Source organism: Lederbergia panacisoli (assembly GCF_024626525.1).
In the GTDB taxonomy this organism is placed as follows: domain Bacteria; phylum Bacillota; class Bacilli; order Bacillales; family Bacillaceae_C; genus Lederbergia; species Lederbergia panacisoli.
In genome coordinates, this window is record NZ_JANJGU010000009.1 from 119,949 (window position 1) to 139,830 (window position 19,882).

A 19,882-nucleotide genomic window follows, 5' to 3' on the forward strand; every position below is an offset into this window, starting at 1 on the left:
TATGTCACGATGCAAGCACCTCCGCACCCTCAATCAAAAATTATTAAATTAAATTTCGATCGAGTCCAAAAATCACTAAAAATACCGCCCCCCAAAAAAAATCATCAAACAAAAATTAAAATAATATCTTGACATTCCTTTTTTAAACAGCTAAGATGATAAATAATTCAAACTTAATGAATATTTCTGGCAGTGACGAAGAAGAGTAGCTATTTTGCAGCACTTAAGAGAGCTGGTGGTCGGTGCAAACCAGTGTGCGGAAATGGTGAATGGGCTTCTGAGCCTCCAAACCGAAACTTTTCAAGAAGCAAGTAGGCTTTGGCGCTAGGTCTTCGCGTTAGTAAGACAGGTGATAAGCATGATTGCTTGTCGCTGTTAAAGTGAGCTGATTTTTTGGCTAATGAAGGTGGTACCACGGGTTCCTCGTCCTTTGGATGAGGGCCCTTTTTGTGTTTTTTTAAAAGATAAATGTAAATCGTTGATTAAGAAGAGTACACTTGGAACGTTAGTAAAAGAGAGCCGGTGATGGTGGGAATCCGGTACGAGCGACCTTGTGGAATGGGCTTAAGAGAGATTTCCTGAATTCAGTAGTAGGGAAATCCGGTTTCCACCGTTAACAGGATAAAGTATCGGACCTTTTTTCACTGTCTAGCTCCAGCGCCTATCGACTAGCAAACTTCCTGTCCTTTTCGCTTGCGTAGTCAACATCGACTCGTTCCTCGTCGTGTTTCCTTTATCGCAAGTCTTAGGCCCTGAAGTTTGTACGTCGATGAGCAAGGCGCTTGCGCTTTTCTAATGTCCCGTACTTGATGAGATGAAGATTAATTAAATCTTCAATAGAGGTGGCACCGCGGACATAACGCCCTCTGTAAACACAAAACAATTGTGTTTGCAGAGGGCTTTTTTATATTAAAAAATGAGAGGAGTATAAACATGAAACAATATTTACAAAAATTGATGGTTGGTGAACATTTAACGATAACTGAAATGACGGAAGCGGCAAGAATTCTTTTTTCTGGTGAAGTTTCCGAAAGTGAAGCGGGTGCATTGCTTGGTTTATTAGCCTTAAAAGGTGAGACGGCAGATGAAATAGCAGGCTTAGTCCATGCCCTGCGTGAAAAATCACCGGCTATTTTATCCATGGAAGAAAGAGTGATGGATAATTGCGGAACCGGTGGGGATGGTTCAAGTAGTTTCAACATTAGTACGACTTCGGCTTTCGTTATTGCGGGTGCCGGAATCAAGGTTGCAAAGCATGGAAATAGAAGTGTTTCAAGTCAAACGGGAAGTGCAGACGTATTAGAATATTTTGGGGTCTCACTTGACAATAGTCCAGATGAAACGGAGGAGCTTCTCGCTGAAAATGGAATTGCCTTTTTATTCGCTCCCCATGTACATCCAGCGATGAAGGCTGTTATGAAAGTTAGACGAGATCTTCGAGTTCCAACGATTTTCAACTTGATCGGGCCATTGACGAACCCGGTTGAATTGGATACACAGTTATTAGGAATCTATCGACGTGATAAGTTGATGCTGATGGGTGAAGTGTTAAAGCAGCTTGGAAGAAAAAGAGCAGTCGTCATCAATGGTGCAGGATATCTTGATGAAGCTTCACTTTCTGGTGAAAATCATCTCGTTATCCTTGAAAATGGTGGGCTAACCCCACTAACGTTACTTCCGAAAGATGTAAGTCTCCCAACGTATTCCAATGAGGAAATTATGGGTGGGGATGCTGAGCGAAATGCGCATATTATGATGAGCGTTCTTCGTGGAGACGATGGGCCATTCCGCGATACCGTATTGTTAAATGCAGGAATAGGAATTTATGCTAATGGAAATGTAAATTCCATTCAAGATGGAATTGAAAAGGCGAAAGAAAGCATTGATTCAGGGGCTGCATTGTCCAAATTGGAATACCTCATTGAAAGAAGTCAACATACAAAGCAAGGAGTGCTATAAATTGACGATTTTAGATAAGATTATTGAGCAGAAAAAGAGAGAAGTCCAGGAACTGAAAGTAATCTATAGTGTGCAACAGTTGGTAAATGAAAAAAGCCGCCCCTCCTTATATGAGAGCTTTAAAAATCAAGAAAATATTAGCGTCATTGCGGAAGTGAAACGAGCATCTCCATCAAAGGGGGTCATTAATGATGGAGTCGATCCCGTTGCTCAGGCAAAAGCATACGCGCAAGCTGGTGCCGGTGCGATCTCCGTTTTAACAGATCGGCAATTTTTCAAAGGATCTATGGCAGATCTTTCCGCTGTTTCAGAAGCGGTTGCCCTTCCTTTGCTATGTAAGGATTTTATGATTGATGAAGTCCAAATTGATGTTGCGAAAGACCATGGTGCCAGTGTTATTCTGTTGATTGCAGCGGCGCTTCCTGAAGAGAGGCTGCGTGACCTATATCATTACGCAAGATCGAAACAATTAGATGTTTTATTCGAGGTTCATGATGAAAAAGAAGCAGAAATGGCTCTTCGCATTGGTGCTCGAATTATCGGAATAAATAATCGTAATTTAAAAACATTTGCGGTTGATCTCGGAGTGACGGAGCGAGTGGCTTCCGTATTAAAAAATGAAGATTGTCTCCTCGTAAGTGAAAGTGGCATCCGCGCGAAGCAAGATGTTGAACAAGTGGCGCAAGCTGGGGCAAAAGCAATTTTAGTTGGGGAGACATTAATGAAATCAGCGAATATTACAGAAACGATGAATGAAATTCGGATCCCGCTCACGAAGGTGGTGAAGTAATTGAAGGTTAAAATTTGCGGCATCATGTCAGAAGAAGCTGCACTTTCTGCAAGTGATTCTGGGGCCGACTTTCTGGGGTTTGTTTTTGCGGAAAGTAAAAGGAAAGTTTCCCCTGAGAAAGCGGCAAGCATTATTCAACAATTGCCTGAACATGTAAAAACGGTTGGAGTTTTCGTGAATGAATCCTATGAAAATATCGTCCGTATTGCTGAAACTGCCAATCTCGATATTATCCAGTTACATGGAGACGAGACTCAAGACTTTTGTAAAAGGTTGCCATATCCCGTGATTAAGGCCTTTTCTATAAAAGAACAAGATAATCTTAACGAACTAGCAAATTATGATTGTGATTATTTTTTAGTAGATAGTCCCGGTGAAAAATATCGCGGCGGAAGCGGGATTCCATTCGATTGGAGCCTTCTTGAAAATTTAAAAATTCCAAGAGACAAAATCATTTTAGCAGGCGGGCTTGACCTAGAAAATGTAAAAAAGGCAATATCAGTCGTTAGACCTGCCGTAGTCGATGTGTCGAGCGGTGTTGAGACAAACGGAATAAAAGACGTAAAAAAAATACAAGAATTTTTAGCAGCAGCAAAATTAGAGGAGCGTGAACACATTGGTAGTATACACATCACCAAATATTAAGGGAAGATATGGCGAGTTTGGCGGAAGGTTTGTTCCGGAAACATTAATGACAGCTGTATTGGAATTGGAAGAAGAATATGAAAAAGCAATCGCTGATCCTGAATTTCAAAAAGAAATGGATCATTATTTAAAACAATATATCGGTAGAGAAACTCCACTTTATTTTGCGGAAAACTTATCGAAGCTTGCTGGAGGACCAAAGATATATTTGAAACGTGAGGATCTTAACCATACGGGCGCTCACAAAATCAATAATACAATTGGCCAGGCGCTTCTTACACTTCGGATGGGTAAGAAGAAAGTAGTGGCGGAAACCGGTGCAGGACAACATGGAGTAGCAACCGCAACAGTGTGCGCATTGCTTGGATTGGACTGTATCGTATTCATGGGTGAAGAGGACATCCGCCGTCAACAATTGAATGTTTTCAGGATGGAGCTTTTAGGCGCTGAAGTACGAAGTGTCACCCAAGGAAGTGGAACGCTAAAGGATGCGGTCAATGAAGCACTACGCTACTGGGTGGCGAATGTAGAGGACACTCATTATATTTTAGGTTCAGTTGTCGGACCTCATCCTTTCCCGAGAATTGTAAGAGACTTCCAAAGTGTCATCGGAAGTGAGACGAAAAAGCAAATGTTAGAGCAAGAAGGAAGGCTTCCAGATGCAGTAGTTGCATGCATTGGCGGCGGAAGCAACGCGATGGGCATGTTTTATCCATTTATTGAAGATGAGGAAGTGAAAATATATGGTGTGGAAGCAGCTGGGGCTGGAATTGAAACAGGAAAGCATGCTGCCGTCTTGACGGACGGAAAAGCCGGGGTATTACATGGTACACTAACTTATCTTTTACAAGATGAACACGGTCAAATACAGAGCGCCCATTCGATTTCTGCAGGTCTTGATTATCCAGGCGTCGGGCCTGAACATGCCTATTTAAAAGATTCGGGGCGTGTCACGTATACGTCAGCAACGGATCAAGAAGCATTGGAGGCTTTTCAACTACTCGCAAAAACAGAAGGCATTATTCCTGCGTTAGAAAGTTCGCATGCAGTTGCCTACGCGATGAAGCTTGCAAAACAAATGAAGAAATCTGAAACACTTGTCGTCTGTTTATCAGGGAGAGGGGACAAAGATGTGGATGCTGTCAGAGATGCAATCGGAGGTGTGAACAATGGGTAAAGCAAAAATGGATGCAGCTTTTAAAGAGGTATTGGATAAAGGGGATAAAGCATTTGTTCCCTATATTATGGCTGGTGATGGAGGACTTGAGAACTTACAGGAGCAAATTTTATTTTTGGAAAAAAGCGGTGCTACTGTGGTGGAGCTTGGGATTCCTTTTTCCGATCCAGTTGCAGATGGTCCCGTCATCCAGGAAGCGGGAATAAGGGCACTTGCAAATGGAACGACATTGGATGGAGTACTTGAAAGTTTGCTGGGATGGAAAGAAGAACGATCAATTCCAATCGTATTAATGACGTATTTTAACTTAATTTATTCTTACGGTATAGAGAAATTTGCGATACGTTGTAAGGAAGTTGGAGTAGACGGCTTAATTATACCTGATTTACCTTTTGAAGAGGATGAGATGGTTGCGCCGATTTTTTCTAAGTACGAGTTAGCATTAATCCATTTAGTTGCGCCTACAAGTCCGCGCAGTAGAATTGAAAAGATAGCAAAAGCAACGGAAGGATTTCTTTATGCCGTTACGGTTAAAGGGATAACAGGAGTCAGAAACCAATATGAAGATGGATTAGCGGCATACTTACAAGAATTAAGCGAGTTTTCATCCGTTCCTGTACTTGCAGGATTTGGTGTATCATCGCCTGAGAAGGTAAGGGAATTAGGCAAATATTGTGCAGGTGTCATTGTCGGCAGTAAAATAGTTGATCTTCTGCACAAGGGTGATAGGGAAGAAATTAAGGATATTATTGCCGCTTCAAAAAAAAGAACAGTCGTCTCCTAATGTTTTTACCTTCAAAATAGTGGGTAAATATATGCAAAGACAAAAAAGGAGGCAACTCTAATGTCTAAAAACATAAATCCACTGTTATTGTTAGGACTAGGAATTGCCGGTGTTACCTATTTATCGAAACATGAAAATAGGGAGAAGGCGATGGATCTTTACCGATCGGCTAAAGAAAAAGTAGTAGACTTTTTATGTGAACAAAACCCCAGCGCGTGCAAGGAGCTTTTGGAAAAGGCAGGGAACCCTGACCCTCATGATATTGGTGATACAAGAATGGTTGGAGAGGGTGCAATGTACTCAGTTGAATATTATAATAAAGAAGAACAACAGAAATAAAAGAGCATGGCCCTTCTCACCAAGAGAGGGGCTTGTTTTTTTGTCCAGCTCCAGCGCCTATCGACTAGCAAACTCTTCCTTTTCTTTGTCATACGTATATTTTCATCGAAATAAAATGATATGATAAGGCTAGTTCTATTTTTTTCTTGAGGGGAACACGACAATGAAACGAAAACTAATGAAGCTGATCCTATTTATCGCTTTTGTATGGGCTTTTTTATACATAAATAATAATTGGCTGCAAACATCTGAATATGAAGTCAAATCTGAACGTATTCCGAAGGCTTTTGATGGAATAAGTATCGTGCAGATTTCGGATTTGCATGATGCTGCTTTTGGTGAAAAGCAATTACGGCTTGTGACCAAAGTGAAAAAACTGAATCCCGATTTTGTTTTTATTACTGGCGACTTTATTGATAGCAACCGATATAATTTACAGAACAGCCTTGACTTTGTACAACAAATCACGCCATTCACGGATGTGTTCTATGTAACTGGAAATCACGAAGTTGCTGTTAATAGAATTGAAGAGATTACGAAGGCATTGGAGGATGCAGGAGTTCATGTTCTTATGGACGAGACAGCTGAAATAGAAAAGGCGGGTCAATCCATCCTTATTGCCGGTGTTCAGGATCCACTAGCAAAAGCAATTGCCCCACCGGAAGAGACCATTGCTGAATCCTTAGATGAGATATTAATAGATGAGCAAAATGATTCTTTTAAATTACTTCTTTCTCATCGACCGGAGGTATTTGATGTATATGCAATTAAAGATATCGATGTTGTTTTTACTGGCCACGCCCACGGCGGGCAAGTTCGTATCCCAGGAATTGGCGGTCTCATCGCACCAGGGCAAGGCTGGTTTCCTAAATATACTTCGGGAATTCATGAAAATGGAAGAACGCATATGGTTGTAAGCCGCGGATTAGGAAATAGTATTATTCCTTTTAGGATTTTAAACAGACCTGAAATCGTCGTGCTGAATTTAAAAAGCTTGGCGAAATAAAATAAGAATGATGAAAAGGTTGCTAAAAAAATAGGCAACCTTTTTCATATATAGAACAAAATGTAAAATGAAATATCAAATAATGAGGAATATTAAGATAAGTGAAGGTTTTTTAAGAAAACTGTTCTTTATAAAGAAAAATTAGTAGTATTTGAAGTTTTTCAATTTAATTATTTTAACCTATACTCACTTTAGGTGTTCTTTAAAGAGAACAGATTTAATAGGCTTTTAATCATATTTTGAGATGCTATGCCTTTTCCGGAAATCAAGGAGAAACCCGTCTAAAGTATGGTCACAAGCTTTAATAACTATTCGACCTAAAATAAGATAGGGTCACAAAATCCTAGTGAAATTTTTAGCTTGTTAGAAATTTGAATGTCTTCTCGTACATGAATTCCTTGAATTATGACGATTTTTAAAGAAAAGACACGCTCATTATTTTTTGGAATAGGCAAAAAGTAACACTTTAAATGCATGAACATCGATAATATAAAAACAGTAAACAATTCCTATTTTGAAAAAAAGCAAACTAGCCATATCGTACTGAGGGAGAATCTTTTTTACATTAGGGGGTATGAACTTGGGAGAATTAAAAAGATACATAATAGAAATGGATAAAGAATGGTTAACATTGATAATGGAAGCGAAAAAGTTGGGGCTCGAGAAAGATGAGGTAAGAGATTTTTTAAGGAAGAAAAAGTTAATTTCTAATCAATGAATGGTGCTTATGGGATAAGTATTCCTACAGAGCTGAAGGTTTTTTCAGGAATGCTTTTTATTTTCTCGATTTATCCAATTTGTATATTTTCATACGCTAATTGGCATCCTTTCATTAAAGGAGGCCAGTTGGATGCTGAACTTAATTATGAAATTAATCGTTTGTCCTATTATTGTGATCATTGCAGCCAACTTTTTAACAAACGTAAACTTCCCATATGTTTATCAGCCGATTGTTATTGGTATCACGTTGGCCGTAGTGGGACATTTGATGGAAATCGCCATTTTGCAAAAAGGCACCTTTTGGATTAGTAATGCGGTTGATTTTGTAACATCCGCGCTCATTATTTACTTTTTATCCTATTTCTTTGCGGGTGCAGATGTTACGATGGGTGGTGCTATAATAACGGCTGCACTTTTAACAGTCGTGGAATTTTTTGTTCATTTATGGCTTATTCGATCCGGCAGGGCACGAAAAGAACCTTCATTGTAGAGGTAGAATCGATAAAATCCCCCACGAATATTGTGAGGGATTTTATTCGTTTTAAAGCATCTCCATCGCTGAATCTATATCCTTATCGCCAGATAAAACTTCCATTATTTTATTTTTTGAGTTTTCAATTTTGAGCGAAGCGGCTAGAACATGGGCAACGTCACCACGGGGGATGGACCTGTCATCCATTAATTCAATTTTTTCAGCGAGCTCCACTTTACCAGTAGGCTGATCGTGGGTTAATCGTCCGGGTCTTACAATTGTATATGTTAACCCGCTGCTCTTTAAGTGATCATCAGCAATTCGCTTTGCGGTTAAATAGTGTTCTATGGGTCCTTGTGGGTCGTCAGCACCGATGGAGCTTAACATGACAAAATGTTTTACGCCGCTGGATTTTGCACCATCAATGAGCTTGATTGCTCCTTCTTGATCAACGGAAATGGTTTTGTCGGGGCCAGTTTTCGATCCTGATCCGGCTGCAAAGATGACAGCATCCATTCCGTTCGTAACCCTACTAATATCCTCCTCTAAATCGGCGACAATCACTTCAACTGCACCCAAATTCATTAGTTCTTCTTCCTGATCTTCATTTCTCACCATTGCGTAAGGATGATGATCGCTATTGTTAGCTAAAAATTGTACGAGCAACCGTCCGGTATGTCCATTTGCACCGACTACTAATACCTTCATTATAATGATCGCTCCTTTTCACTAATATGACCCAATATTGTATAATTTCCTTAAACGGTAAATTATAAACAATTCTTGAAGGTTAAAATAAATGATCGGAGTGTATTGAAATGTGTGGACGTTACAGTTTATTCGCTCCAAGGGAAGATTTAGCAGCAAGATTTGAATTGATGGATTTTGAAGAGATAGAATGGGTGGAGCGATATAATATTGCTCCAAGCCAGAATGTCCTAGCAATCATAAGGTCGAGTGCGGGAAATAAAATCGGCATGTTGAAATGGGGATTAGTGCCCTCTTGGGCTAAAGACCCGAAAATTGGTTATAAAATGATCAATGCACGAGCTGAAACGATAGATCAGAAACCAAGCTTCAAAACTCTTTTAAAAAGAAGAAGATGCATCATACCGTCGGATGGATTTTACGAATGGAAAAAAGCAGGGACACAGAAAATACCCTTTCGTTTCCAATTACAGTCAAAGGAACCATTTGCGTTCGCGGGATTGTGGGACCGCTTTGAGGACAATGGAGCGACTATCCATTCATGTACTATTATTACAACAGAAGCGAATTCTGTTGTAAAAGATGTCCATGATCGAATGCCTGTAATATTGACGAAAGAAGCAAGCGAGGCATGGTTAGATCGTTCCATTAATGATGAGCGTTACTTAAAAAGTCTTCTCGTTCCTTTTCCTGCTGAAGAAATGGAAACTTATTCAGTTTCCCCTCTAGTGAATAGCCCGAAAAACGATGTTAGAGAAATTGTTAATTCCCTATAAGGAACCGATTTAATTTCTACAAATTTCTTTAACTTAAAATTATGCTCGAAATTTATTTAGGAAGAATGACAAAACCTCTTCCTAATCTACATGATTAGTGAAAGGACAAGCATCCCTTTCTGTTGAAATGTATACATAACATTTAAACAGGAGGGATACGGTGGAACAGCACATTTTTTCTTCCGAAGCGGCGAAAACACTTGGCATTGGGGCGAGTACGATTAGAAAGTATGCAGCATTATTGGAGGCCAATGGGTACAGATTTGAACGTGGGACGAATAACGGTCGAATCTTCAAACACGCTGATTTAAAGGTTATATCTAATATGATGGAACTGATGACAAAGGAAGAGTTAGCAATTGAACTTGCGGCCGAAAAAGCTGTTGGGGATACTCCTAAAAAAGAAAGTCCAGCAACTGACACAAATAAAGATTTACATGATTTCATTGAACAAATGAAGGATTTAGAAATACAGCAAGCGTCTTTGATTGAAATGAATCGGGCATTGGCAAAACAAGTTGAAAGTTTAACGGAAAAAATAGAAGAAAGAGAAAGGGACTTGCAATTATTCAAAATGGTAGAGGATTCAAGAAATAAAAAGAAAAGAAAAGGGATTGCTTTATTTCGCCCACTTACTGCGTTGTCCGGAAAAAGGTAATCAATCGCTCTTACTTTATATTGTCGAAATTTTCAAACGCGTTATAATGGGTAATAATGACAATCTTGGAGGGGAATATGCAAATTACATTTGAAAATCAAAGCTTACATGAAATTTTCCAGCGCGTTTCCAGAGTAATGAATGCACATCAAGAACCACTTGAAGACATAAACGCCGTTTTCCAATTCGAAATATCTGGTGAGCAAAGAGGTGTCTATCAACTTATTTTGCAAGATGGAAAAGCAAATGTGGCAGAAGGCGCTGCCGATGAAACAGAATGCACGCTCATAATGAATTACAATGATTTTAAAGAATTATTGTCTGGGAGATTAAACAGTACAACCGCTTATATGATGGGAAGATTAAAAGTAAAAGGAAGCCTCGGATTCGCTTTAAGACTGGAATCTATTTTAAAGCAATACCGATAGGGAATAAGCAGTCGTCTCAAAGGGCGGCTGTTTATTTTGTTATTAAAGGAAAATTCCCTTAAATGAGGATTATTCTTTCTATCACAGGGTATAGTAGATAACAGTTAAGCAAAAAAGTTGACAAATTGATTACGCTTCTTCAAAAACGATATACAGTGAGTGAAATTTAAGGTAGAATATGAATAAGATGTCAAATCTTAAAGAGGTGATCTTTCTTGCAAAGAGATCATGATCAGCTTCAAAAAGTAATAAGTAGTCTGACAGAGATCGGAGTTAAGATTTCTAAAACGAAATCAAGACTTGAAGTTAACAAGGTACTTGAGGATGTCAAGTCTATCCAAAATTATTCGGAACTTCACTCTTAAGGCAGGCAAGTCAGGTGTGTACAGGAAAGCATACTTGGCTTGTTTTATTTTCAAAATAATAATTTTCCACCTTATTATTTCTTGGGAAATAATGTTGGAAAAAGTCGAGAAAAACACTTAAGGAAGGACCAAAAGTGTTTTTTTTACTTCTTCTTTTCTACTTCTACAACACTAATATGAGATCCTTCCATCGTGTTCACATGAAAATCATGTTGATCGGCAGTAAGCGTATCGCCTTCCTGCAAATCATACTTTTGTGTTAGGAGCCAACCTCCTATTGTATCGACATCTTCACCGGAAAGGTGAACTCCCAATAGGTTATTTACATCATCAATAAGCATTTTGGCATCTAGCAAATAGTGGTTATCAGATAGTTTACGGACGTTCGGTATCTCATCCGCATCAAACTCGTCTCTAATATCTCCAACAATTTCTTCAAGAATGTCTTCTACCGTAATAATTCCCGCAGTTCCCCCATATTCATCAAATAAAACCGCCATATGCGTTCTTTCCTTTTGCATTTTGACGAGTAAGCTTTGTATTGGAATTGTTTCAATCACCCTAATGACCGGTTTTACATATGGCATGATAGGCTCGTTCCCCATACAGTTGCCGCCGATACAATCCGTAAGAAACTCTTTGACATTAACAATTCCAATAATTGTGTCCTTATCACCATCTGTTACGGGATAACGGGTAAATCTTTCTTCTCGAATCGTTCCTATTATTTCTTCTATTGAAGCGGTTTTATCAATACTGAATATTTCAATCCTAGGGACCATGATTTCCTTAGCAATCCGATTGTCAAACTCAAAGATTCTATTTACATATCGATATTCAGATTGATTTATTTCCCCACTTTTCAAGCTTTCTGACAGAATAATCCTTAACTCCTCTTCTGAATGGGCGAGTTCACTTTCGGAAGCAGGCTTTATACCAAATAATCCTACGATTAACCGAGCGCTGCCATTCAACGCCCAAATAAAAGGGTACATAATTTTATAAAAAAATATGAGAGGAGCTGCAATAGAAAGTGTAATTTCTTCTGCTTTGTGAATGGCAAATGTTTTAGGAGCTAATTCACCTACGACTACGTGAATAAATGTAATCGTACTAAATGCAATGATAAAAGAAAGAACACTGACTATTGATTCTGGAACGGAAAACTTTTCAAATATCGGTGTAAGCAGTACTTGAACAGTAGGTTCTCCTAACCACCCTAATCCTAGGGCTGTAACGGTAATTCCAAGTTGAGTGGCCGATAAGTATCCATCTAAATTGGAAAGCAGTCGTTTTGCTGTTACAGCTTTTTTATTCCCTTGTGCGATAAGTTGGTCAATGCGTGAACTACGAACTTTAACTATGGCGAATTCGGACGCTACGAAAAAGGCAGTTAATGCAATTAAAAGGATAACGAGTAGTATATTAATGACTAACAATGGAGCGTCATGCTTCAATATAATTCATGAAGCGTGACTTCACCTCCTCAGCAGGGTTTTCTCTATCATGTAATTTCAGTAAGATATACATACTTTACCCACAAAGCGGCAACAATTATCGTTTCATATGAAATTTTATAAAACAATTGAGGAATTCCTTAAATAGTGGTGAAAATCTGTTATGATAGAATCAACTTCAAAGATGGAGCCATATACAACCTTTTGATTAGCAATGGAGGGCTTTTCTTGAAAAAACATGTATCAGATCGAGAATTGATCTATGTACATATGAACAATAAAGATCATTTTGTTCTTTCATATGGAATTGAATTTGTTGAATTCATATCCGGGATTCCTAATCAAATCCCAAATGCATTATTAATTCGCCATAAAGTAAAGGATAGTCATTTTAACATGCATACAATGTTAGAATATGTAGATCACGAGTTGATTGAAAAATTACTCGAAGATGATGTACACGGGTTTGGTGACTTTTGCTGGCTGGATTTTAATGATGAGGAACATTTAAATCTGCTAAGTGGGCAGGAAATAGCAGAAATCCTTTATTTAGGACATCGTAAGGAACATTTGAAGCTTCCTTTTTATGGGAAGCTCAAAAACAGCTTTGCTTATCTTGCCGGAGATGATGGTTGGTATAATAAAACATACTACAAGGATTGGGATTCCTTTTTTTTAATGCTAGGTTCTGTAATAGTAGGTAAAATCAATAACCAAAAAGAAAAGCCTCTCTTTTTTAGAGTGAAAAAGAAAAGTATTCCGCCTATACCTAAGGAAATCCTTCATCCTTTCTCTGATTTTATGAAAGAGGGAATCGTGATTTCTATTGAAAAGGCTGTTCGCAATAGGTTCATGATAGAGATCCCAGTATGGGTTATTGGAGATTTTTATGATATGGATGCCATGTATGAGGAATATGAAATGCTTGGTGAAAGAAAAGCTGATGGAAAACTTGTTTTTGATCGTAAAACGGGTGAATGGCAAGCATTTGCGGCATATTCATCTTCGTAAACTAAAAAACTGCAAAGCGTGGGCTCACTGATTAGTGAATCCACGTTTTTTATCTGTTTACTAGAGCACCATTGTTGTTTTCGCCCATATACTATAAAAAGAAAAACAGAAGAATTCATTTAGTTATGCCCCATCTTCATGGTAAAATAAATAACATCTGCACTTCATGGAGGATTATTATGAAAACGAATATATGTTTATTATATGGTGGAAAATCGGCAGAACATGAGGTTTCTTTACAAACAGCCAAGGCTGTTATTAAAGCTTTGGATACGAATAAATTTGCTATTCATCCTATTTTTATATCAAATGAAGGTAATTGGATAAAGGGACCTGAATTAAGTGGTCCTGTTGACAATGTAAAAGAGTTAGAATTCCGAAATGCGGGAGAAGTAGTTGGACCGAATGCATTAAGTACAAGGATTTCACCTGAACAAAAGGGAAGCTATGATGTTGTTTTTCCACTTTTACATGGTCCGAATGGTGAAGATGGAACGGTGCAAGGGATGCTGGAATTATTAAATATTCCTTATGTTGGGAATGGTGTCCTTGCTTCATCAGCAGGCATGGACAAAGTAATCATGAAAAATTTATTCGGGCAAGCGGGACTTGATCAAGTGAAGTATGTGTCCTATATTCGCAGTGCTTGGGATGTGGATAGAGACAGATCTTATGATCAAGTAGAGACTGAAATTGGCTACCCTTGTTTTGTAAAACCTGCAAACCTCGGATCCAGTGTTGGAATAAGTAAATGTGAAAATCGTAATGAGTTGGCTGAAGCATTTGTAAATGCATTTAAATATGATCGGAAAATTATCATTGAAGAAGGGGTTACAGCCAGGGAAATAGAGGTTGGCGTTCTCGGAAATGATTTTCCCGAATGCTCAGTCTCCGGAGAAATTGTTCCGAATAAAGGATTTTATGATTATGAAGCTAAATACTCCGACGGAGATACGGCATTAATCATCCCTGCTGATGTCCCTGAGGAGCAATATAAAGAAATAACAAAAATGGCCGTCAAGGCTTTTAAAGCACTCGATTGTTCAGGACTTGCTAGAGCTGATTTCTTTGTAACGAAAGAAGGACGCATCATTATAAATGAAGTAAATACAATGCCTGGTTTCACCCCATTCAGCATGTTCCCACTTTTATGGAAGCATACAGGAGTCGAATACCCGGAATTAATTGAACGCTTAGTTCAACTTGCGTTGGAGCGACACGAAGAAAAACAATCTATTACTTACACGATCTAAAGAAACTTTAAAAAAGCTGTCCCAACTGCGATATATTGGGACAGCTGTAAACGTTAGGGGGATTTATGATGATAAAGCGTACAATAGGGCAGTTGGCAACGATGATAAAAGTGGAAAACGATGTAACGCCATTTCAAGAAATTGGAATAAAGGGAGTCTCATTTGATACTAGGCAGATTATGCCTGGCACTTTATTTGTTCCGTTAAAAGGAGAAGCGAATGATGGGCATAAATATGTAGATGCTGCATTTGCCAAAGGTGCCAGTGCCGTGCTTTGGCAAAAGGATGTGCCAAATCCGCCTGTTAATATGCCTGTTTTAATCGTTGAAGATACGCTTCGCTCCTTGCAAGATCTTGCACATTCCTATCGCAAACAAACTTCTGCAAAAGTAATCGGAATCACTGGAAGTAATGGGAAGACGACAACAAAGGACATTGTCGCCGCTGTATTTTCTCACGACTTTAAGGTGCATAAAACAGACGGGAATTTTAATAATCATATTGGCCTGCCTTTAACGATCCTAGCTATGGATGAAACAACTGAAGTCGCCATTCTTGAGATGGGGATGAGTGGCAAAGGAGAAATTTCATTATTAACAAAGATTGCCCAGCCTGACGCCGCGATTATTACAAATATTGGAGAAGCTCACTTGCAGGATTTGGGTTCTCGTGAGGCGATTGCCAATGCAAAACTTGAAATTATTGAAGGTCTACCGAAAAACGGCTTATTGATTTATCCCGGCAATGAACCATTATTGATTAAAAAAATAAGCAGCCTTAAACAATTCCATACGTGTACATTTGGTGAAACGCGTGAAAATGATATATATCCTGAGGAAATAAATATAGAAGAGAATGGAAGTTCATTCATCGTTCCCGGACTTTCCGATGAACCATTCTTCCTTCCAATTGCTGGGACGCATAATATAATGAATGCATTGGCGGCCATTCTTGCTGCAAAAGAGTTTTTGATTCCGACGAATTCTATTCAAGAAGGTTTGAAATCAGTAAAATTGTCAAATATGAGAATGGAATGGCATGATGGTATAAAAGGAACCCGTATTTTAAACGATGCGTATAATGCGAGCCCTACAGCCATGAGGGCTGTCATTTCGATGGTTGAAAATCTGGCTGAGAATCGTGAAAAAGTTGTTGTATTAGGTGATATGTTGGAACTTGGCGAAAAGGAAGAGGAGTTCCATAAGCAAATTGGGGAAAATTTGGATCCAAATAAAATCAAGTATGTGTTTACGTATGGTCCACTAGGGAAATATATAGCAGCTGGTGCAAAAATACGTTTTCCAGAGAACAGAGTTTATGAATTTGAGGATAAAGGGGAGCTTATTGACACCTTAATCGAAAAAATCGAAGGTAATGAACTCATCCTCTTTAAAGCCTCAAGAGGTGTAAAGCTGGAAGAAACGGTCAATTCCATGCTCGTTTAATATTTTGTCCGGATAAAGAATGACTGAGTGGAAGAAAATAAAAAAGATAGTTCACTCATTAAGACTATAATTGTATTCAATAACGTTTAATGATAGAATTATCAACATCGTTTACAACTTTCACGGCAGTTCTTTAAAGAAAAATTATTTTTTAGCAGATAACCCGGGATAGTACGGGAGAGACAAAAGTCTCAATTTGAAGTATTCAAAGGAGATTGAGTAGCATTGACGAAGTTTGCAGATTTAAATTTAAGCCCTGCTCTTTTAAAAGCAGTGAATAGAATGGGCTTTGAAGAAGCAACACCAATACAAGCAAAAACCATTCCATTAAGTATGGAAGGTAAAGATTTAATTGGCCAAGCTCAAACAGGTACAGGGAAAACAGCAGCTTTTGGAATTCCGTTAATTGAAAAGCTTGATGTGAAATCCCCACATGTACAAGGAATTATCATTGCGCCAACGCGGGAGCTTGCCATCCAAGTTTCTGAAGAATTATATAAGATCGGCATGGATGCCCGTGCAAAAGTTTTGGCGGTATATGGTGGATCTGATATCCAACGCCAAATTAGAGCACTGAAAAAAGGGCCTCACATTATCGTCGGTACTCCAGGACGAATTTTGGATCATATTAATCGACGTACATTAATATTAGGTAATGTTCATACGCTTATCCTTGATGAAGCGGATGAAATGCTTAATATGGGATTCATTGAAGATATTGAAGCTATTTTGGAAACTGTTCCAGAAGAAAGACAAACACTCCTTTTTTCAGCGACAATGCCAGATCCTATACGAAGAATTGCCGAACGTTTCATGAAATCCCCGGAAACAGTTCGTGTTCAAGCTAAGGAAATGACCGTACCTTTAATTGAACAATTTTTTGTAAAAGTTCCTGAAAAAGAAAAGTTTGATGTGCTGGCAAGATTGATTGATACACAATCACCTGAGCTTGCTATCGTTTTCGGTAGAACGAAACGTAGAGTTGATGAGCTTTCAAATGCTTTAACTGTAAGAGGATATACGGCTGAAGGCATTCACGGCGACCTTAGCCAAGCAAAACGCTTATCCGTATTAAAGAAGTTTAAAGAAGGCAGAGTCGACGTACTCGTAGCAACGGATGTAGCTGCCAGAGGACTGGATATTTCCGGAGTCACTCATGTTTACAACTACGATATTCCACAAGATCCTGAAAGCTATGTACACAGAATCGGAAGAACCGGTCGTGCAGGAAAAGAAGGAATGGCCATTACGTTTGTAAGCCCTCGTGAAATGGGATATCTTCGAATTGTAGAACAAACAACGAGGAAACGTATGCAGCCAATGCGTCCGCCAACTTGGGATGAAGCTCTTGAAGGCCAGCAGCGCATTACAATGGAGAAACTTGAAGAGGCAATCAAGGAAGGAAGCTTAGATGAATACAAAGCAACTGCTAATGAGTTGCTTACAGAACACGATGATGCCGTAGCAATTATTGCGGCTGCATTAAAAATATTAACGAAAGAACCTGATAAAACGCCGGTTCATATTACTGAAGAACGTCCACTTCCACAAAAACGCGATAATTTTAAAGGTGGAGGCCATGGTCAAGGTGGCGGCGGTAACCGTAATAGACGTGGAAAGTCAGGGCAGCAACCATATAAAGGAAATCGCAAACCACAGCGAAGACCAAGTGGAAGAAGGCCATAAAATACACCTGACTTCCAAATAGAACACGCTAAAAAGGCGTAAGCGATCATTCAAATCGTAAGTCCATATATCTTATGATTATCCCAAAAGCAATCGGTGCTAACGTGAAATGCCGGTTGCTTTTAAATTTGTAGAAAGAAATTGAAACCCTTTATTTTGTAAAACGTAAATAGAAGGGACTGGGGGTCTTCAAATGAACATACAACAACCTGCAAAACAAATCTCAGTGCTAGGGTTAAAAGTATGGAGAATAACCGGATTTATATATTCGTTGCTATTATGGATTGCAGCTATTGGTGTAGGGATATTAGTTTATTTTTTTGAATGGCCAATATGGATTGCCATTGCAACAGGCTTATTAGTTTTATTCATAACGATTATGAGCATTGTTATTGTGCCTGCGATACGTTGGAAACGTTGGAGATATGAAGTGCGGGAGCAAGAAATAGAACTTCAACATGGGGTCTTTGTTATTACTCGTACACTTGTCCCAATGGTTAGAGTTCAACATGTTGATACTGTACAAGGGCCGATATTGCGAAAATATAATTTAGCAACTATTGAAATTTCAACAGCAGCGACAAGACATGAAATACCAGCGGTTGATTTAGAAGAAGCGGAAGAATTAAGACATGCCATTTCAAAATTAGCAAGGGTGGCTGAAGATGATGTCTAATCCAAATCGTCTTCACCCTATAACAATCATCTTTTCGGTATTAAAAAATGTGAAAGAAACAATTATTCCTATTGTATTCTACTTCGTTGTTTTCATTGTTCGTGATGATATGAAAAACGAAATTCAAATTGAAGGATTTGGTCCATGGATTAATTTCGTTCCGTATTTCATTCTTATATTAATATTTTTATTAATGGTTGCCTCGGGAATTATTAAATGGTACCGCTATACTTATAGAGTGGAAGATATGGAGCTTCGAATTGAACATGGATTATTTGTGAAAAAGAAACGCTATATCCCATTCGATCGAATTCAAAGTCTAGATTTTTCCGAGGGCATCCTCCATCGTCCTTTTGGCCTTGTAAAGGTTAAAGTAGAAACCGCCGGTGGAAATAATGAAAAATCAGAAGCCGAAATGAGTGCAATCAAAAAAGTAGATGCATTGGCACTGAGAAGCATCATAACGGAATCAAAGGACAGAGAAAAAAATTCAAAAGAAATAATCGAAAATGTTGAGGCGAGTACAAAGCAATCTATTTTATATAAAATATCTCCTAAACAATTATTATTTTTTGCATCTACCTCTGGTCGAATTGGCGTAGTCGTATTCGCTGTTCTAGGATTTGGAAGCCAGTTTGATGAATTGATTCCTTTTGATAAGATTTTTAAAGAAATGGAGCTTGTGGCAAAAGCCGGGTTTACAATCATTGCTATTCTCGTTGTGATTGGTTTATTCCTTGCTTGGCTTGTTTCTGTTCTAATGGCTTATTTAAAATACAATGATTTTACGCTGGAAAAAGTCGGAGAAGACCTCGTCATTACAAGGGGATTATTGGAAAAAAGAACAACGACCATTCCGATTAAAAGAGTTCAAGCTGTAACAGTAAAAGAAAGCATGCTAAGACAGCCGTTTGGCTATGCCAGTGTATCTGTCGAGTATGCAGGGGGCTCTATTTTGGATGAAAATACGGAAGGTCTTCTTATACCAGTAGTCAAGAAAAAGCAAATTGGGCAAATACTTCAAGAAACGTTATCAGACTATATGTTTGACATCGATTTTATAGGTGCGCCAAAGCGAGCCAAAAGACGTTTCTTTCTTATTAAAATGTTTGCTGCTGCAATCTTGACTGCTATATTATCCATTTGGTTTTGGCCATATAGTCTGTTTGCTATTCTATTAGTCGGTGGTGCATGGATCTTAGGCCATCTTCAGTTTAAATCAGCAGGATGGAATCTTACCGATAAACAACTTGCCCTAAGATACAGAGGTATTGATCAACTAACGACATACATGAGAAAAAATCGAATGCAGTCTTTGGATCTGTCCGTAAATTGGTTTCAAAAAGGGGCGGACCTTGCAACGATAGAAACGGCCGTGATGAGTGGGGGAGTTGCTAATTTCCGTGTGAAACATTTGAACGGAGAAGATTTAAAAAAAATTTATGACTGGTACAGACCAGCCTAAAAGCAATAGAAATAAATAGTTTTCCAGGCAAGCATCTCCTTTTTCTTCCCATCATATTATTT

The 19,882-nt window shown here is 38.6% G+C and carries 21 protein-coding genes and 2 other annotated features; of the genes, 19 read left to right on the forward strand and 2 right to left on the reverse strand.

What is annotated here, in order from left to right; all coding sequences use genetic code 11:
- Window positions 1-183: 183 nt before the first annotated feature.
- Window positions 184-434 (forward strand) — a binding site (T-box leader).
- 35 nt (window positions 435-469) lie between these two features.
- Window positions 470-870: a binding site (T-box leader), on the forward strand.
- 63 nt (window positions 871-933) lie between these two features.
- From trpD to NQ185_RS13305, 9 genes are all read left to right on the forward strand, one after another.
- A complete protein-coding gene (gene trpD / locus NQ185_RS13265) occupies window positions 934-1,959 on the forward strand; it encodes an anthranilate phosphoribosyltransferase (RefSeq protein WP_257582379.1) in 1,026 nt (341 codons plus the stop codon).
- A 1-nt stretch (window position 1,960) separates the two neighbouring features.
- A complete protein-coding gene (trpC, locus tag NQ185_RS13270; protein WP_257582381.1) occupies window positions 1,961-2,749 on the forward strand; it encodes an indole-3-glycerol phosphate synthase TrpC in 789 nt (262 codons plus the stop codon).
- Window positions 2,750-3,394: a phosphoribosylanthranilate isomerase gene (locus NQ185_RS13275; protein WP_257582382.1), complete on the forward strand. Its 645-nt coding sequence runs from the start codon at window positions 2,750-2,752 to the stop codon at window positions 3,392-3,394.
- Entirely contained in the window at window positions 3,366-4,571 is a 1,206-nt protein-coding gene (gene trpB / locus NQ185_RS13280; protein WP_257582384.1) for a tryptophan synthase subunit beta, read from the forward strand. The genes NQ185_RS13275 and trpB overlap by 29 nt, the downstream gene beginning before the upstream one ends.
- Window positions 4,564-5,355, forward strand: coding sequence for a tryptophan synthase subunit alpha (trpA, locus tag NQ185_RS13285; protein ID WP_257582386.1), 792 nt, complete (start codon window positions 4,564-4,566; stop codon window positions 5,353-5,355). Before trpB ends, trpA begins: the two co-directional genes overlap by 8 nt.
- 60 nt (window positions 5,356-5,415) lie before the next feature.
- Window positions 5,416-5,694 (forward strand): YbyB family protein, encoded by a 279-nt coding sequence (locus NQ185_RS13290; protein WP_257582392.1) that lies wholly within the window; start codon window positions 5,416-5,418, stop codon window positions 5,692-5,694.
- Between the two features lie 163 nt (window positions 5,695-5,857).
- Complete coding sequence (locus NQ185_RS13295; RefSeq protein ID WP_257582393.1) at window positions 5,858-6,700, forward strand: metallophosphoesterase; 843 nt, start codon at window positions 5,858-5,860, stop codon at window positions 6,698-6,700.
- A gap of 580 nt (window positions 6,701-7,280) precedes the next feature.
- Window positions 7,281-7,418 (forward strand): DNA-binding anti-repressor SinI, encoded by a 138-nt coding sequence (sinI, locus tag NQ185_RS13300; protein ID WP_257582395.1) that lies wholly within the window; start codon window positions 7,281-7,283, stop codon window positions 7,416-7,418.
- Between the two features lie 132 nt (window positions 7,419-7,550).
- Window positions 7,551-7,910: a DUF2512 family protein gene (locus tag NQ185_RS13305; RefSeq protein WP_257582396.1), complete on the forward strand. Its 360-nt coding sequence runs from the start codon at window positions 7,551-7,553 to the stop codon at window positions 7,908-7,910.
- Between the two features lie 51 nt (window positions 7,911-7,961).
- Here the strand turns inward: NQ185_RS13305 and NQ185_RS13310 are convergent, their stop codons facing one another.
- On the reverse strand, window positions 7,962-8,600 hold the full coding sequence (locus NQ185_RS13310) for an SDR family oxidoreductase (RefSeq protein WP_257582397.1): 639 nt from the start codon (window positions 8,598-8,600) through the stop codon (window positions 7,962-7,964).
- Window positions 8,601-8,710: 110 nt separating this feature from the next.
- Between NQ185_RS13310 and NQ185_RS13315 the strand changes: the two genes are divergently transcribed.
- From NQ185_RS13315 to NQ185_RS13330, 4 genes are all read left to right on the forward strand, one after another.
- Window positions 8,711-9,376, forward strand: coding sequence for an SOS response-associated peptidase (locus NQ185_RS13315; protein WP_257582399.1), 666 nt, complete (start codon window positions 8,711-8,713; stop codon window positions 9,374-9,376).
- Window positions 9,377-9,536: 160 nt separating this feature from the next.
- A complete protein-coding gene (locus NQ185_RS13320; protein WP_257582400.1) occupies window positions 9,537-10,034 on the forward strand; it encodes a hypothetical protein in 498 nt (165 codons plus the stop codon).
- A 77-nt stretch (window positions 10,035-10,111) separates the two neighbouring features.
- Window positions 10,112-10,462 carry an SCP2 sterol-binding domain-containing protein gene (locus NQ185_RS13325; protein WP_257582403.1) on the forward strand — a complete coding sequence of 117 codons (351 nt, stop codon included), beginning with the start codon at window positions 10,112-10,114 and terminating at the stop codon, window positions 10,460-10,462.
- 215 nt (window positions 10,463-10,677) lie between these two features.
- A complete protein-coding gene (locus NQ185_RS13330; protein WP_257582404.1) occupies window positions 10,678-10,827 on the forward strand; it encodes an Lmo0850 family protein in 150 nt (49 codons plus the stop codon).
- 143 nt (window positions 10,828-10,970) lie between these two features.
- Here NQ185_RS13330 and NQ185_RS13335 read toward each other — a convergent pair whose 3' ends face one another.
- A complete protein-coding gene (locus tag NQ185_RS13335) occupies window positions 10,971-12,266 on the reverse strand; it encodes a hemolysin family protein (protein ID WP_257582405.1) in 1,296 nt (431 codons plus the stop codon).
- 246 nt (window positions 12,267-12,512) lie between these two features.
- Here NQ185_RS13335 and NQ185_RS13340 point away from each other — a divergent pair, with 246 nt between their 5' ends.
- From NQ185_RS13340 to NQ185_RS13365, 6 genes are all read left to right on the forward strand, one after another.
- On the forward strand, window positions 12,513-13,295 hold the full coding sequence (locus NQ185_RS13340) for a hypothetical protein (protein WP_257582406.1): 783 nt from the start codon (window positions 12,513-12,515) through the stop codon (window positions 13,293-13,295).
- A 179-nt stretch (window positions 13,296-13,474) separates the two neighbouring features.
- Window positions 13,475-14,548: a D-alanine--D-alanine ligase gene (locus tag NQ185_RS13345; protein ID WP_257582407.1), complete on the forward strand. Its 1,074-nt coding sequence runs from the start codon at window positions 13,475-13,477 to the stop codon at window positions 14,546-14,548.
- 68 nt (window positions 14,549-14,616) lie between these two features.
- Window positions 14,617-15,993 carry a UDP-N-acetylmuramoyl-tripeptide--D-alanyl-D-alanine ligase gene (locus NQ185_RS13350; RefSeq protein WP_257582408.1) on the forward strand — a complete coding sequence of 459 codons (1,377 nt, stop codon included), beginning with the start codon at window positions 14,617-14,619 and terminating at the stop codon, window positions 15,991-15,993.
- 225 nt (window positions 15,994-16,218) lie between these two features.
- Complete coding sequence (gene cshA / locus NQ185_RS13355; RefSeq protein ID WP_257582411.1) at window positions 16,219-17,679, forward strand: degradosome RNA helicase CshA; 1,461 nt, start codon at window positions 16,219-16,221, stop codon at window positions 17,677-17,679.
- Window positions 17,680-17,872: 193 nt separating this feature from the next.
- A complete protein-coding gene (locus NQ185_RS13360) occupies window positions 17,873-18,355 on the forward strand; it encodes a PH domain-containing protein (RefSeq protein ID WP_257582413.1) in 483 nt (160 codons plus the stop codon).
- Window positions 18,348-19,820 carry a PH domain-containing protein gene (locus tag NQ185_RS13365; RefSeq protein ID WP_257582414.1) on the forward strand — a complete coding sequence of 491 codons (1,473 nt, stop codon included), beginning with the start codon at window positions 18,348-18,350 and terminating at the stop codon, window positions 19,818-19,820. The genes NQ185_RS13360 and NQ185_RS13365 overlap by 8 nt, the downstream gene beginning before the upstream one ends.
- Window positions 19,821-19,882: the final 62 nt, after the last annotated feature.